Annotated in this window: 10 protein-coding genes and 1 tRNA gene; 6 read left to right on the top strand and 5 right to left on the bottom strand. The window is 64.7% G+C overall.

The genetic code is table 11. The annotated features are described in order from the left end of the window. Nucleotides 1-70 precede the first annotated feature (70 nt). Nucleotides 71-2,194, top strand: a complete 2,124-nt coding sequence (locus tag ASG20_RS04715) for a M3 family metallopeptidase (protein ID WP_056049149.1) — start codon at nt 71-73, stop codon at nt 2,192-2,194. Nucleotides 2,195-2,236: 42 nt separating this feature from the next. Here the strand turns inward: ASG20_RS04715 and ASG20_RS04710 are convergent, their stop codons facing one another. After that, a complete protein-coding gene (locus tag ASG20_RS04710) occupies nt 2,237-2,869 on the bottom strand; it encodes a glutathione S-transferase (protein WP_056049146.1) in 633 nt (210 codons plus the stop codon). A gap of 107 nt (nt 2,870-2,976) precedes the next feature. Next, nucleotides 2,977-5,121, bottom strand: a complete 2,145-nt coding sequence (locus tag ASG20_RS04705; protein ID WP_056049144.1) for a TonB-dependent siderophore receptor — start codon at nt 5,119-5,121, stop codon at nt 2,977-2,979. A 152-nt stretch (nt 5,122-5,273) separates the two neighbouring features. Here ASG20_RS04705 and ASG20_RS04700 point away from each other — a divergent pair, with 152 nt between their 5' ends. Next, nucleotides 5,274-5,618: a hypothetical protein gene (locus ASG20_RS04700; RefSeq protein WP_056049141.1), complete on the top strand. Its 345-nt coding sequence runs from the start codon at nt 5,274-5,276 to the stop codon at nt 5,616-5,618. A 202-nt stretch (nt 5,619-5,820) separates the two neighbouring features. On the opposite strand, the gene ASG20_RS04695 is transcribed toward ASG20_RS04700, so the two are convergent. Next, nucleotides 5,821-7,116, bottom strand: a complete 1,296-nt coding sequence (locus ASG20_RS04695; RefSeq protein ID WP_056050440.1) for an N-succinylarginine dihydrolase — start codon at nt 7,114-7,116, stop codon at nt 5,821-5,823. Nucleotides 7,117-7,302: 186 nt separating this feature from the next. Beyond that, nucleotides 7,303-7,379 (bottom strand) — tRNA-Pro (locus tag ASG20_RS04690). Nucleotides 7,380-7,533: 154 nt separating this feature from the next. Between ASG20_RS04690 and ASG20_RS04685 the strand changes: the two genes are divergently transcribed. Then, nucleotides 7,534-7,752: a hypothetical protein gene (locus ASG20_RS04685; protein WP_056049138.1), complete on the top strand. Its 219-nt coding sequence runs from the start codon at nt 7,534-7,536 to the stop codon at nt 7,750-7,752. A 45-nt stretch (nt 7,753-7,797) separates the two neighbouring features. Further along, nucleotides 7,798-9,618 carry a translation elongation factor 4 gene (lepA, locus tag ASG20_RS04680; RefSeq protein ID WP_056049136.1) on the top strand — a complete coding sequence of 607 codons (1,821 nt, stop codon included), beginning with the start codon at nt 7,798-7,800 and terminating at the stop codon, nt 9,616-9,618. A gap of 292 nt (nt 9,619-9,910) precedes the next feature. Here lepA and ASG20_RS04675 read toward each other — a convergent pair whose 3' ends face one another. After that, the gene (locus tag ASG20_RS04675; protein ID WP_056049134.1) at nt 9,911-10,141 is read right to left on the bottom strand and encodes a hypothetical protein; all 231 of its coding nucleotides are present in this window, start codon (nt 10,139-10,141) and stop codon (nt 9,911-9,913) included. A gap of 295 nt (nt 10,142-10,436) precedes the next feature. On the opposite strand from ASG20_RS04675, the gene ASG20_RS04670 reads away from it, so the two are divergent. Next, entirely contained in the window at nt 10,437-12,719 is a 2,283-nt protein-coding gene (locus ASG20_RS04670) for a TonB-dependent receptor (protein ID WP_082470820.1), read from the top strand. Between the two features lie 245 nt (nt 12,720-12,964). Beyond that, a complete protein-coding gene (locus tag ASG20_RS04665) occupies nt 12,965-16,333 on the top strand; it encodes a polysaccharide deacetylase family protein (protein ID WP_056049130.1) in 3,369 nt (1,122 codons plus the stop codon). Nucleotides 16,334-16,385: the final 52 nt, after the last annotated feature.

The raw sequence follows: 16,385 nt of genomic DNA, 5'->3' as shown, positions 1-16,385 counted from the left end.
ATGAGACATTGTAACGCCCTGACACTCCATGCAAGAAGCGCGTCATCACTCCTGTCTTTGTGAGACACCGATGCCGCGTTCCACTTTGCTACGTTCCGCCGCCATCCTCTGCTGTTTCGCGGGGCTAGCGCCCGTCCAGGCGGCGCGCGTCAATCCGCTGACCGTCCCCAGCACGCTGCCGTTCCAGGCGCCACGTTTCGACCAGATCAAGGACACCGATTACCAGCCCGCGCTCGAGCAGGGCATGGTGGAACAGATCGCCGAGATGAAGGCGATCGCGAACAATCCCGCGGCACCGACTTTCGCGAACACGATCGAGGCGATGGAGCGCTCGGGGCGCACGCTCGACCGCGCGAGCCAGGCGTTCTTCGGCGTGTCGCAGGCGAACACCAACGATGCGCTCGACGCGGTACGGTCCGCCGAAGCGCCCAAGCTCGCGCAGCACAGCGACGCGATCTATCTCGATCCCAAGCTCTTTGCGCGCGTCCAGGCGCTGTACGCGAAGAAGGATTCGCTCGGGCTCGATGCCGAGCAACGCCAAGTGCTGGAGATCTACCACAGCGACTTTCTCCACGCTGGAGCGCAGCTAAAGGATGCCGACAAGGCCAAGCTGCGATTGCTCAACACGCAGATCTCGACCGCGACGACCGACTTCCAGCAGAAGTTGCTCGCCGGCACCAAGGCGGGTGCGTTGGTGGTCGACGACAAGGCCAAGCTCGCCGGGTTGAGCGATGCCGAGATCGCCGCCGCTGCCGAGGGTGCGAAAGAGCGGGGTATGCCCGGCAAATACGTGCTGTCGCTCCAGAACACGACGCAGCAGCCGGCACTCGCCTCGCTCTCCGATCGCGCGACCCGCGCGGCGCTGTTCGAGAAGAGCTGGAACCGGTCGCAGCGCGGCGACGCGAACGACACGCGTGCGCTGATCCGGACGATCGCGCAGTTGCGCGCGCAGAAGGCGCAGCTGCTCGGCTATCCGAACTATGCCGCCTATTCGCTGTACGACCAGATGGCGAAGACCCCGGCGGCGGCGAAGGGGTTCATGACCCAGCTCGTCCCCGCGACCGCCGCGGAACAGCGTCGCGAAGCGGCCGAGTTACAGAAGACCATAAACGCGTCCGGCGCGTCGTTCCCGCTCGCGCCGTCGGATTGGGATTTCTATTCGGACAAGGTGCGCAAGGCAAAGTATGACCTCGACCAGAACGAGCTGAAGCCGTATTTTGAGATTTCTCGCGTGCTCACCGATGGCGTATTCTTCGCTGCGAACCAGCTTTACGGCGTCACGTTCAAGGAACGCCGCGATATTCCGACCTATCAGCCGGACATCCGCGTCTTCACCGTCTACGACAAGGACGGCTCCGAGCTTGGCCTGATGTATTTCGATTACTGGAAGCGCGACAACAAGGCGGGTGGCGCGTGGATGTCGAACTTCGTCGGCCAGTCGAAGCTGCTGAAAACCAAGCCGGTCGTCTATAACGTCGGCAACTTCACCAAGCCCGCGCCGGGCCAGCCCGCGCTCATCACGTTCGACGACGTCACAACGATGTTCCACGAGTTCGGCCATGCGCTTCACGGGCTGTTCGCGAACCAGACCTATCCGCTGGTCTCGGGCACCAACACCGCGCGCGACTGGGTCGAGTTCCCGTCGCAGTTCAACGAGCATTGGGCGCTCGACCCCGAGGTTTTCGCAAACTACGCCAAGGATTACCGCACTGGCGCGGTGATGCCGCAGGCGCTCGTCACGAAGATCAAGAACGCGGCGAAGTTCAACCAGGGGTATGAACTGGGCGAACTGGTCGCGGCGGCCACGCTCGATCAGGACTGGCATTCGCTGCCGGCGTCGGCGGGGCCGCAGGATGTCGACGCGTTCGAGACCAAGGCGCTGAACTCGATGGGGCTGGACACGAAGGACGTGCCGCCGCGCTACCGCACCAGTTATTTCGCGCACATCTGGGCGGGCGGCTATGCGGCCGGATATTACGCATATCTGTGGACGCAGATGCTCGATAACGACGCGTATGCGTGGTTCATGGCGCATGGCGGGCTGACGCGCGCGAACGGCCAGCGCTTCCGCGACATGATTCTGTCGAAGGGCCATACCGAGGATTACGGTCCGATGTTCAAGGCGTTCTACGGCAAGGACCCGGATATCGGTCCGATGCTCGAAGATCGTGGGCTTGCCGCTTCGGCAAAATGATGCGGTGACGAACCCTGAGCGGTGATCGACAACGATCGCCGCTCAGGAGGTGTGCTCCGGAAAGACGGTTGGCGGATCGCCGTCCTGCCACGGCGGAGGGCGGACCATGATCCGTTCGAAAAGCCGTGACGACAGATGCCGCGTCAGCCAGGCCTGCAAACCCGGCATCGGCAAACCGTCGAAATACGATCGATCGGTTTCGGCGAACTGGCGCACGAACGGCATGATCGCCAGATCGACGAGGGACAGCGCGTCGCGTCCGAGATGATCGGCGACGCGCAACCGTTGGTCGAGGTTGGCGAGGATGTCCGTGGCGCACACGCGATGTTCCAGACGATTCACTCCATAGCGGTCGGCATATTTATACCGATCGAGGTGATATTTGAACGCGCCGTCATTCGCGGCGATCCACGCATCCGGATCCGTCTCGCCATCCCCCGCGACGTCGCCGGAGACGAACGCCCATCGCATGATCCCGAGGCTCTCGTCGATCACCGACCCGTCCGGCAGGACCAGCACCGGCACCGTACCCTTGGGTGACGCCGCAAGCATCGCGGGCGGCTTCGCGCGCAGGACGATCTCACGCAGTTCGACCACGCGCACGCGCACCACGATCGCAAGCCGCGCCCGCATCGCATAAGGGCATCGTCGGAAACTGTAGAGGATCGGCAGCATCGGGCGACCATACCGGATCGCTACGCTGACGTCGTCACTCCGACAGCTTCGTCGCACCCGACCGATGACCGAATGTCGATCGGCCGGGATGTCTCGTCGTTACCGCATCAGAAGCGATAGCCGATCGTCGCCTGGACGGTGCGGCGGTTGCCGTACCAGCACCAGTTATAGTTGGCGAAGCACGACGTCAGATACTTCTTGTCGAAGATGTTGGCGCCGTTGACCGCCAGGCTCAGGCCGCGGAGCGAGGGCGCGAACTTCGCCAGGTCGTAGCGGATCAGCGCGTCGTACACGGTGTAGGACGGGCTGTTGCGCCCAATGGTTTCGCCCGGCGTGACGCCCGCATACACCTGATCGACGCGGCGCAGTGCGCCGCCGATCGTCAGCCCGGCCAGGCCACCCTCGGGCGGGGACCAGTTCAGCGCGAGCGTCGTGCCGCCACGCCCGACCGTCTCGAGCCCACGACCGATGCGCGACGGATTGTTCAGGTCCTGCGTGACCTTCACGCGCTGGCGGCTATAGGCGACGCGCGCGTCGAACCCGTAGGGCAGGGGCGCCGTACCCTCGAACTCGACTCCCTGCGAACGGACCTTGCCGGTCTGCGTCGAGACCGAGAACGTCGGCGTCGAGGTCAGCACGTTGGTCTGATCGATCCGGAACCACGCGCCGGACAGCAGGATCGGCGTGCCGGGCACGGTGAACTTGGCACCGGCCTCGAGCTGCTTGCCGAGCGACGGATCGGCGATGCCGAAACTGCCATCGGGACGCAGCACGGTGCCGGCCTGTTGCTCGAACGACGTCGCATAGCTGACATACGGCGCCAGACCGAACGGCAGCGTATAAAGCGCGGCGGCGCGATAGGTAAACTTCTCGTCGTTCTTCGCCGCAGCGCCGATCTGCTGCGCGCGCGCCCAGTCCTGGCGACCGCTGACTACGACGCGAAGGTCGCCGAGCGCCATCTGATCCTGCGCGTAAAGGCCCTGCTGGCGCTGGCGCGCGTCGATCGTGAACTGACCACCGATCGCTTCCGGCGTGGTCGGTACAACCACCGTGCCATAGACCGGGACAAACCCGTTCAGCGATGGCGCGGTGCCGAACGCGCCGACTTCGGCCGAATGCGCGACCTGGCGGTCGGCCCCGAACAACAGCGTGTGCTTGACCGGACCGGTCTGCACCGTGCCGGTCAGCTGGTTGTCGAACGTCCAGTTGTTGAGCTGCTCGCGGGTCGCATACGAGGCGCGGCTATAGGTCTGCTGGGTCGGGTCGGTCGCATCGAGGGCGCCGGCGGTATAGATCAGGCCGAGGTTCGACTTCACATACTGATACCGGCCCGACGAGCGGAACGCCCAGCCGCCGCCGAAATCGTGACGGAAGATGTAGGTGAGCGCGGCCTGTTCGCGGCTGAACCGGTTACCCGCCTCGCCGCCGTCGAAGCTGGTCGGCAGCTTGCCGTTGGGGTTGGCGATCAACGTGCCGCTGGCCGGGAACACGCCGTAATCGCCATTGTACGGATCGTGCGAATAGGCGCCGAGCAGCGTGAAGCTGGTCGAGCTGCCCGCGCCGACGGTCACCGCGCCCGAGATCGTCTGGCGCTCGCGCTTGCCGAACTTTTGCTGCGTATCGGCACCGTTGACGCTGCCGTTGATCCGCCAAAGGACGCCCGCACCGGCACGGCCGCCGATATCGGCATCGATGCGGTAGAGATCGTAGTTGCCGTAGGTCCCGCCGATCGCGCCGTACAACGCCTGGTCGAGCGGCAGCTTGCTCGACTCCGCTACGAGCCCGCCGGGGCTGGACTGGCCGTAGAGCACCGAAGCGGGGCCCTTGATGACTTCAATCCGATCGAGCCGCGAGACGTCGATCTGCGGGACCGCGTAGCCGGACGCGCTGCCGAACTGCTTCAGCCCGTCGAGATAGACCGGCGCGTCGAACCCCCGCAGCTTGAACTGGTCGTAGACCTCGCCGCTCGAGCCGCGCGTTTCCGGCGTGACGCCGGCGACGAAGCGCAGCGCCTGATTGAGATTTTGGAGACTGCGCCCGGCAATGTCGTCGGCGGTGATGACGCTGATCGATTGCGGCGTCTCGGCGAGCGGCGTGTCCGTCTTGGTACCCGAAGACGCCTGACCACGCGCATGCTGCCCCGTCACGACGATGGCGCCGGTTTCGTCCTCGGTGCGCACTTGCGCCTGCACCGGCAATGCGGCGAGCGTAGAACCAAGCAGAAGGGCGGTGCCGAAGCGACGACGTGTCATGAAGTTTCCTTATCGAGAACCGCCCCGCTAATGTTTATGATAACTATTATCAATAGGAAGTTGGATCGTGGGATTTTCTGGCTTGCATCTGTGGTGGTGCGGCAACACCGCGTCGCTATGATCAGCGATACCGATCGATGTGAGGAAGCGGTATGAATGGACAGACGATAGCGGTGCAGATCGCCGCCGCGGGCGACGATGCGTGGTTTGCCAAGCATACGGACCGTCGGTTGCGACTCCGTAACATGATCCCGGGCGAATTCAGCGACATCGGCGGCGAACCGCCGGTCGGGATGGCTTGGCGGACGATCGTGATCGAAGCGCAACCCGGCGCGCGCAGCCGGCAGGCGATCGCCTTGCCGCTTGGCACCGACATCGAGCAGTTCACCGACGAGGCACTGTTCGAGCTATTCGTTCAGGTGGCACCGCCGGGTGCGCGGCAGGTGATCGCCTCGCTTCGCAAGGTCAAGCTTCCCGCCGCGACCGGTGCCTCTTAAGGTCAGGGTGCAGCGGATCATCGGCATACCGGGCGATAATCGGGATGGACGACCGCCAAACTTGACGAACGGAAGTTTTCAACGGCACCGGCCGTGTTAGCTTGCCCATAGAGACGCGCGTCGATCGATGAAGCGTCCACGGCGCCCCGCCCGGATACGAGAGTGTCGCACGGACGGGCGGGGCGCTTCTCCCGAGTAACGCTCAGATTTCGTCAGCGCCGAAGCCAAGTGTCCGGGTCAGTGCGGCGCGCGCGCGCGCGCAGCGTTCCCACAGTCGCGGATCGCCGAGGTCGTCGAAGCCGATCGCTTCCGGCCATTCGCGGGCGACGACGTGTTCGATCCGGGTGCAGATCGTATCGTTCAGCAGGAACCGGGGATCGATCGACGCCAGCGCGTCCTCGTTGACCTGGACGCGCAACCGCAGGCAGGCGGGGCCGCCGCCGTTACGCATCGATTCCCGGACATCGACGACTTCGAGCCGGCGGATCGGACCGCCATCCGCGACCTGCTCGGTCAACCACGTCCATACCGCGGCATCCTCCCGCGCTTCGGCCGGCAGCACGAGGGTCATCGTACCGTCAGCCGCAGTGACGAGTTGCGAGTTGAACAGATAGGTCCCTATCGCGGTCTTCAGGCTGACCCTGTCGGCGGGCACGGCTAGGATCACCACGTCCGGCACGAGCCGGTGCAAGTCACGATAGAACGCCTGCGGGTCGGCGAAGGCGTGCTCGTGCGCGAAGAGAACGTTTCCGTTGGCGACCGCGACGACGTCGTTGTGGAATGCACCGGCTGCGATCGCAGCGTCGCTTTGCCGGACCATCAGCGTGCGCGCGGGGTCGAGGCCGTGGCGACGCGCGACCGCTTCGCTTGCGGTGCGTGACTGGCGGGACGGAAAGTCGCCAACGTGCCCTTCGCCATAGACGAAGATCTCGACGCCGACGCCGCCCGCTTGCGGCACGATCCGCATGAAGTTCGCCGCGCCTTCGTCGCCGAAGGCTGTGGGAACGGGCGAATGGACGCGGAAAAAGCGCGCGTCGCCGAACGCGAGCCGCAACTGACGCTCGGTCTGTCCACACTCGCTCGCACGGTGCGGCATGGTCGACAGGTTCGCCACCGAGATATGGCAGAGCCCGTCGGCGGTATTAGGGGCAGGCGATACCGTCCCGGCATTCGCGGTCCACATCGCCGACGCGGAGAAGGCGTTCGCGACGAGAGCCCGGTCGGCGGTCCAGGCCAAGGCAAGCACCTCGGCATCGCTGCCGACAAAGCCCAGCGCGCGGAGCCAGTCGACATTGGGACGCACGTGCGGGAGAAAAATCCCCTGCCGGAATCCCAACGCAAGCAACCGCCGCATCTTCGCGACGCCCTGGAGCGCGGCAAGCCTAGGCGCCGAAACCGCACCCGCATTGTTCGCCGAAGCCAGATTGCCGATCGAGAGCCCTGCGTAATTGTGCGTCGGGCCGACCAGCCCGTCGAAATTGACCTCGATCACGACAATCCTCTCCCGTGCTGTCCTCTTCATACGACTGAACAGTAGCGCGTCGGACTGCGATCAGGCCAGCCGGGGGGCTGAGAAATCCAGCGATTTACGCAAGCGTGACAGCCGCGCCCGCGACAGCGGAGATCGCAGCGTAAGATGCAAAATGTTCGGGGAAAGCGGGGCTGAACCCCGAAAAATCGGCAATGGTCGGGGCGATAGGATTCGAACCTACGACCCCTGGACCCCGAGACCAGTGCGCTACCAGACTGCGCCACGCCCCGACAACATTGCCGGTGAGCGCCCTAGCCGCGACATGCCGAACGTTCAAGACAAATATCCTACGCACGATCGATTGAAAGAGCTCGCGGGGGGAAGCTGCGCCGGGATGGCGGTTCTTTTATCGGGGCCGGCCGGTAACCTGGATCAAGCCCGCGTATGCGCAATCATACGCGTGCAACGGTCGAGGCGCTGCTGAGCGAGACAGGCGCCGGGATCGTCGAATGGTCGGGTATCGGCATCTTTACCGATCACCACACCGGTCCGATCTTGGCGGACGATCCCGAGGACGTGTTGCAGGCCGAATGGCTGGCGGGCCGGCTGGACCCGTATCGGCAGGTCGCGCGCTGCTATCATCTCATCGCGCGCAAGCTTTAGGTCGGCCGTCTATCCCCCGCGCGGCGTCGCTGCTAGGAGCGCGCCATGACTCCGCTCGACCGCATCCGCAATTTCTCCATCATCGCCCATATCGACCATGGCAAGTCGACGCTCGCCGACCGGCTGATCCAGGAAACTGGCGGCCTGACCGCGCGCGAAATGTCCGAGCAGGTGCTCGACAACATGGACATCGAGAAGGAACGCGGGATCACGATCAAGGCGCAGACCGTGCGCCTTGCGTATCACGCGAAGGACGGCCTGGACTACGTCCTCAACCTGATGGACACGCCGGGGCATGTCGACTTCGCCTATGAAGTGAGCCGCAGCCTGGCCGCATGCGAGGGCGCGCTGCTGGTGGTCGATGCCGCGCAGGGCGTCGAGGCGCAGACGCTCGCCAACGTCTACCAGTCGATCGAGCACGATCACGAAATCGTGCCGGTGATCAACAAGATCGATCTGCCCGCCGCCGAGCCCGAGAAGGTGCGCAAGGAAATCGAGGACGTGATCGGCATCGACGCATCCGAAGCGGTGCTCGCGTCAGCGAAGTCGGGGATCGGCATCGTCGAGATCCTCGAGGCGATCGTCACCAAGATCCCGCCGCCCAGCGGCGATCCGGAGGCGCCGCTGAAGGCGATGCTCGTCGACAGCTGGTACGATCCGTATCTCGGCGTCGTCATCCTGGTGCGCGTGATCGACGGCGTCCTGAAAAAGGGCCAGCAGATCAAGTTCATGCAGACCGGCACGATGCACCTCGTCGATCGGGTGGGCTGTTTCCGCCCGAAGATCGAGCAGCTGACCGAGCTCGGCACCGGCGAGATGGGCTTCATCACCGCGCAGATCAAAGAGGTCGCGCAAACGCGCGTCGGCGACACGATCACCGATGCGAAGCGGCCTGCGCTCGAAGCGCTCGCGGGCTTCAAGGAAGTCCAGCCGGTGGTGTTCTGCGGGATGTTCCCGGTCGATGCCGCCGAGTTCGAAAAGCTGCGCGAGAGCATCTCGAAGCTGCGGCTGAACGATGCGAGCTTCTCGTTCGAGATGGAGACGTCGGCCGCACTGGGCTTCGGCTTCCGCTGCGGGTTCCTCGGGCTACTGCACCTGGAGATCATCCAGGAGCGACTGACGCGCGAATATGATCTCGACCTGATCACCACCGCGCCTTCCGTCGTCTATGAAATCGAGCTGACTCACCCCGATCCGTCCGGCACGACGCATATCGAGCTGCACAACCCCGCCGACATGCCCGAGCCGAACAAGATCGCGACGATCAGCGAGCCGTGGATTGAAGCGACGATCTACGTCCCCGACGAATATCTTGGGTCGGTGCTGAAACTCTGCCAGGACCGCCGCGGTATCCAGAAGAACCTGACCTATGTCGGCGGTCGTGCGCAGGCGACCTACGAACTGCCGCTGAACGAGGTCGTGTTCGATTTCTACGATCGGCTGAAGTCGATGTCGAAGGGCTATGCGAGCTTCGATTATCACCAGATCGGCTACCGCGAAGGCGACCTCGTCAAGATGGGCATCCTCGTCAACGAGGAACCGGTCGACGCGCTGAGCATGATCGTCCACCGCGGTACCGCCGAAGTGCGCGGCCGCGGCATGGTCGAGCGGTTGAAGGAGCTGATCCCGCGCCATCTGTTCAAGATTCCGATCCAGGCGGCGATCGGCGGCAAGGTCATCGCCCGCGAGACGATCAGCGCGATGCGCAAGGACGTGACCGCGAAGTGTTACGGTGGCGACGCGAGCCGCAAGAAGAAGCTTCTGGAGAAGCAAAAGAAGGGCAAGCTTAAGATGCGCGAGTACGGCTCGGTCAGCATCCCGCAGGAGGCATTTATCGCGGCGCTGAGGATGGGCGACGACGCGTAGGCGGCCAAAGCTAGGCGGGGCAGCGCTTAGCTGAGGCTAGCGCCAAGCCGGACGACACGGCTTTGCCGCGGCGCGATGCACGCGCGGTCGAATGACAGTCTGCCCTTCCTTGTTCTCCCGCGAAGGCGGGAGCCCAGTCTGGATCCCCGCCTTCGCGGGGAAACATGCTACTCTTGTCTTTAGAGAACAAACGCCGAACCAGTCCGGAGTGAAGGAGCGACTTTGGGGCGCTCGCCATACCAAACCCCGAATGTGTGTCCGTCCTGGAACAGAGCATCGGCATCCGCCGCCATCACTCGTACGTCGCGATTCCGAACGCGATGTAGCCGACGCATAGGATGATCCGCATCAACCAGGCGGCTTCGCCGTGGAGCGCCACGGTCGCAGCGATCGCGACGATCCAGGCTGCCATGATTGCCCAAGCCTGCCAGGCGAAGGGGAACGGGAAGATGCCACCGGTCATGCTAGGTTCGAACCAGCCCGAGCCTCGGATCGACAGCCAGAATCGCATCAGCAAGTTCATGACGCGAAGCTAGCATCGCGTATCCGCCGGTCGCGAGCGGCAAAAATATCGCACTATTCTGCAAACCGCTGCGTGCAAAAATACGCCGTAACCAACTGTCATCATACCAACACAATCCCCGCCTAACCGCCGTGTCGGGGAGTGAGCGTCGCGAGGCGTCGTCGAGCCGTCCGGGGAGGGCGGTCGAGGACAAGCCGCGACGTTGTATTTTTGGGATGTGCGGTCGGTCGTCAGGGACGGCACCGCATTATTGGGGAATAGAATTTTGAAGATTTCGGTCGTTAAGTCGGCGCTGATGCTTAGCGTCGCGTTCGGTTCGGTGTTGGCTGGTTCGGCGGCGTTCGCGCAGGATGCGGCGCCCGTCCAGGAGCAGGCTGCTCCGGCGGAAGGTCTCGGCGACATCGTCGTCACCGCCGAGCGTCGTTCGGAAAACCTCCAGAAGGTGCCGCTGTCGGTCGGTGTCGCGTCGGGCGATGCGCTGCGCGCCTACACCGCAGGCGGCGACGACACGCTGCTCGCGCTGTCGGGCCGCGTCCCCGGCCTGTACGTCGAATCGACCACCGGCCGCATCTTCCCGCGTTTCTACATCCGCGGTCTCGGCAACATCGATTTCTACCTTGGCGCATCGCAGCCGGTCACGATCATCCAGGACGACGTGATCCTCGAGCATGTCGTGCTGAAGTCGAACCCGGTGTTCGACGTCCGCCAGGTCGAAGTGCTGCGCGGTCCGCAGGGCTCGCTGTTCGGTCGCAACACCACCGCCGGCATCATCAAGTTCGATACCAACAAGCCGACCAACGACTTCGACAGCCGTGCTTCGGCGTCGGTCGGTTCGTACAATAGCGTCAGCCTCGATGCCGGTGTGGGTGGCCCGCTGATCAAGGACCTCCTGGCCATCCGCCTGTCGACTTTGATCCAGCACCGCGAGAACTATGTCGACAACCGGTTCGCGGGTGTCAGTGCCGACAACACCGCGACGCCGCGCAAGGACGCGATGGGCGGCTTCGACGATCGCAACGTCCGCGTGCAGCTGGCACTGACCCCCGGCGACCGCTTCACGCTGGACCTGTCGGGCCACGCCCGCTGGTATGACGGCACCTCGACGCTGTTCCACCGCGGCGCGCTCAAGAAGGGCTCGAACGCCGTGTCGGCCGAACCGCGCAACGTGGTGTCGTACGACGAAGGCAACGACAACCCGCAGAGCTACAACACCTATGGCGGCTCGGCCCGCGCGACCTACGATTTCGGTCCGGCCGCGCTGACCTCGATCACTGCGTACGAAACGACCTCGGGGTTCAGCCGTGGCGACACCGATGGCGGTGCCGGCGCGAACTTCCCGGTCGGCGGCGTGGCAAACGGCTTCGGCCAGTCGCAGGGCCAGATCCGCGATCTCGATCAGTGGTCGCAGGAAGTCCGGCTCGCGGGCACCCCCGGCGGTCGGTTCAACTGGCAGGTCGGTGGCCTGTATTTCGACACGCGCGACATCACCGACTTCTATCAGCGCGGGTTCTTCCTGACGACAGCCGCGCGCAACCCCAACAACTGGGTACGCCTGCACGACGTCAACACGTCCTGGGCGGGCTTCGGGCAGGTCAGCTATGAGCTTGTCGACAAGCTGACGCTGACCGTTGGCGGTCGCGTCACCGAGGACAAGAAGCGCACGCAGCTTCTGAAGACGGCGGACACCGCGGCGGGCGTGGTCACGTATCGCGGCCGTACCGACGTGACGCTGAAGGCGACCAAGCCGAGCTGGGATGCGAGCCTGTTGTATCAGGCGAGCCCGGACGTCAGCCTCTACACGCGCGTTGCCGAGGGCTTCCGCGGGCCGACGATCCAGGGTCGCTCTGCCGTGTTCAATTCGGACTTCACGACCGCCAAGTCGGAGACGATCCTGTCGTGGGAGGGTGGCGTCAAGAGCCGCCTGCTGAACAACACGCTGAGCCTGAACGCGACCGTCTTCGCCTACCGCGTCAAGGACATCCAGCTCAACGGCAACGATGTGAACGGCAACGGCGTGCTGTTCAACGCCGACAAGGCCGACGCATATGGCATGGAAGCAGAGGCGAACTGGAAGCCGGTACCGAACCTGACGCTCGGCGCTGGGCTCAGCCTGTTGCACAGCAAGATCCGCGACAAGAACGTCTATGCGCAGGTCTGCATCCTGAACAATGTCGTCGTCTGCACGGTCGAGGATCCGACGATCAAGGTCGGCGCCAACACGTTCGCGCAAATCAATGGCAACCCGCTGCCGAATGCGCCCGAGTATAACGTCGACCTCAATGCGCGCTACGACCAGCCGCTCGGCAATGGCGGTCGCGCGTTCATCGCGGGCGACTTCAACATCCAGGGCTATACGCAGTTCGTACTGTACAAGACCAAGGAGTTCACCGCGAACGGCAACTTCGAAGGCGGCCTGAAGATCGGCTACGCCGCGCCCGACGATGCGTACGAACTGGCGGTATTCGCGCGCAACATCACCGGCGAGAAGAACCTCAAGGGCGTGATCGAGAACTACATGGCGGCGGTGTTCAACGAGCCGCGGATCATCGGCGTATCGCTCAGCGGCAAGTTCCGCTGATCTGACCTTCTCCCCTCCCGCATGCGGGAGGGGTAGGGGGTGGGCTCGCGTTCTCGATAGGCGCAACGCTGATACAAGCCGCACGCCCACCCTCGGTCTCCTCCCGCGTGCGGGAGGGGATGCAGCGATCCCGGGTTCATCCCACGCAGCGTGACGGATTTTTCAGCAGCGTCCGCCGGAACCGCGCTGTAGCGGCCTAAAATAGAAATTTGCCGTTTTCCTTCCGTCGGTTGATACTCCCCCTCATGTCGCTCAATCCTGTCTTCTATGATGCAAGCGGCCGTCGTCGGCGGCGGTTCACCTTTGGCGTCGCAGCGTTCGTCGCGCTGCTGCTGCTATCGATCGCGATGTTCGCCGTTTCGATCGGTGCGGTGCCCACCGCGCCGCTGCTGCCGATCGAGCCCGAGCACCCCGCGCTCCACAAGCTGCCCGCGCCGCGCGGTGGCATCCTTCGCGAAACGCGGCGCGACCTGAATTACTATGCCAAGCAACTGTTCGGGACGAGCGCGGCCAAGCCGGGTGTCGGCAACGGCGCCAACCCGGCGCTCGCGATCGCCTTTCACGCGCCGTGGGACGAGGCGAGCACCGCCAGCCTCGCGCGGCATGTCGAACAGCTCGACTGGCTGATCCCCGGCTGGGTCTCGATCACCGGCAAGGACCACCACATCACCGTGTTCCGCGATCAGTCGGGTCGCGATATCCTCAACAAGGCGGTCCACCGGCCCGTGATCCTGCCGATGGTGCAGAACGCGGTCGACGGGAACTGGGACGGTGCCGGCAGCGCCGCGTTGTTCGCCGATCCGAAGGCACGCGCGGCCTTCCTCGACAAGCTCGTGCCGTTCCTTGCCGCCAACCGCGCCGGCGGCGTGTTCTACGATTTCGAGGATCTGCCCGCGTCGGCACAGCCCAACTATCGCGCGTTCCTCGCCGAGACGCGCGCGCGGTTCGCGAGCCGCGGCTGGGTGGTCGCAATCGCCGCGCCGGTCGCCAATCCCGATTGGAACCTGCCGGCCTATGCCAAGGTGACCGACAAAATCTTCCTGATGGCGTATGACGAGCACGAAACGAGCGGCGCGCCAGGCCCGATCGCGTCGCAGCGCTGGTTCGCGCACATGGTGGCCGACGCGGCACGTGGCATCCCCCCCGCCAAGCTGGTCGTGGCGATCGGCTCCTACGCCTATGACTGGCACGCAGGCGCCGATGCCGGCAACGGCGATGCGCTCGACGTCGAGGAAGCGTGGCAGAACGCAGCGGACTCGGGCACGGTGCCGACCTTCGACAAGGCCAGCGGCAACAGCAGCTTCGCCTATTCCGAGGGTGGCGTGAAGCACCAGGTGTGGCTGCTCGATGCGGCGTCGGCGTACAACCAGATCGCGTTCCTGCAAAAGGCGGGCCTCGGCAGCGTCGCACTCTGGCGTCTCGGGTCGGAGGATCCCGGGCTCTGGTCGATCTGGGGTCGCGATCATCGCAAGCTGCCGATCCCCGATTCGATCGACAAGATGCCGGCCGGCACCAATGTCGATATCGAGGGCAGCGGCGAGATCCTCAAGATCGCCGCCGAGCCTATCACCGGCATTCGCGACGCGGTGCCGGCCAAGGACGGCACGATCGCCGACGTCAATTTCACCCGGATGCCGTCGCCCTATGTCGTGGTGCGAACCGGCTATCGTCCGAAACAACTCGCGCTGACCTTCGACGACGGGCCCGATCCCGAATGGACGCCGCAGATCCTCGACGTCCTCAAGCGCGAGCATGCGCCTGCGACGTTCTTCGTGATCGGCGAGAATGCGCTGACCGAGCGCCCGCTTCTTCAGCGGATGGTCGACGAAGGCCATGAGATCGGCAGCCACACCTACACGCACCCCAACCTCGCCAACGTCTCGCAGCGGCAGGTGAAATACGAGCTCAACACCACGCAGCGGCTGTTCCAGGCGTTCACCGGGCGGTCGTTGCGGCTGTTCCGCGCCCCCTATTTCGGCGATGCCGAGCCGAGCACCGCGGACGAAATCCTGCCTGCGCTCGAAGCACAGAAGCGCGGCTATATCTCGGTCGGCCTCCACGTCGATCCCGACGACTGGAAGCGCCCCGGCGTGCAGGCGATCATCGACCGGACCATCGCGGGCGTCGAAGCGGGCAATCCCGAGCGCAGCGGCAATATCATCCTGCTCCACGACGCCGGCGGCAACCGCGCCGAGACCGTCGCCGCGCTGCCGATCATCATCGAGCGGCTGCGGGCGATGGGCTACAGCTTCGTCCCCGTCTCGACGCTCGCCGGGCTGTCGCGAAACCAGTCGATGCCGGTTATCTCGTCGAGCGACCGCGTTGCCGCTGTCGCCGACCTCGCACTGTTCAGCACGCTCGGCGGCATCGTCGTCGCGCTCCGCTGGATCTTCGGGATCGCGATCACGATCGGCATCTTGCGTGCGCTGGCCCTATCTGCGCTCGCGCTGATCCAGGCGCGGCGCGAGCTGAAGACGGTGTTCCCGGCGATCGATCCGTCGCGGTTCGTGACGGTGATGATCCCCGCGTTCAACGAGGAGCGCGTGATCGTGCGCGCCGTGGAGGGCGTGCTGGCCTCGAAGGACGTCGCGATCGAGGTGATCGTGATCGACGACGGATCGAGCGACGGCACCAGTCGCGTCGTCGCCGAGGCGTTCGCCGGTGACGACCGTGTCCGTCTGCTGACGCTGGAGAACGGCGGCAAGGCGCGCGCGCTCAACCGCGGTCTCGAACTGGCACGCGGCGAGATCGTGATCGCGCTCGACGCCGATACGCAGTTCGAACCGATGACGATCGCCCGCCTCGCACGCTGGTTCGTCGATCCCGAACTGGGTGCGGTCGCGGGTAACGCGAAGGTCGGCAACCGCGTCAACCTGATCACCAAATGGCAGGCGCTCGAATACATCACCGCTCAGAATCTCGAACGGCGTGCGCTCGCGCGGTTGAACGCGATGACCGTCGTGCCGGGTGCGGTCGGCGCGTGGCGGCTCGAGGCGATCCGCAGCGTCGGCGGCTATCCCGACGACACGCTCGCCGAGGACCAGGACTTGACGATCGCGATCCAGCGGCATGGCTGGACCGTCCAGTACGACCAGTTCGCGATCGCCTGGACCGAGGCGCCCGAGACGATGCGCGCGCTTGCCAAGCAGCGGTTCCGCTGGGCGTTCGGGACGTTGCAATGTCTCTACAAGCACCGCTCGGCGATCGGCCGGTCGCACCCGCGCGGGCTCGGCTGGGTCGGCTTGCCGCAGGCGATCGTGTTCCAGATCATCCTGGCGTCGATCTCGCCGATCATCGACCTCGCACTGCTGGTGAGCTTCGCCTCGACCTATCTGTCGGTGCAGGCGCATGGCTGGGAGCAGACCAGCCACGACGTCTATACGATGCTCGCCTACTGGCTGATCTTCACCGCGATCGACCTGTTGGCCGCGACGATCGCGTTCGCGCTGGAGCGGAAGGAACGCTGGCGGCTGCTCTGGCTGCTGATCCCGCAGCGGATCGGCTATCGTCAGGTGATGTATTACGTCGTGCTCAAGGCGATCGCCCAGGCGCTGCGCGGGCCCCTGGTCGGCTGGGGCAAGCTGGCGCGAACCGGGCGGGTCACGGCGAACTAACGCGCAACGCATTGCCGCGCGCGACGTTACGGTGTCTGCTGGCGTTCGCCGG

The organism is Sphingomonas sp. Leaf198 (genome assembly GCF_001424005.1).
Taxonomy (GTDB): Bacteria; Pseudomonadota; Alphaproteobacteria; order Sphingomonadales; family Sphingomonadaceae; genus Sphingomonas.
Note: the sequence above shows the minus strand (reverse complement) of the source record. Positions and strands in the feature narration are given on the sequence as shown.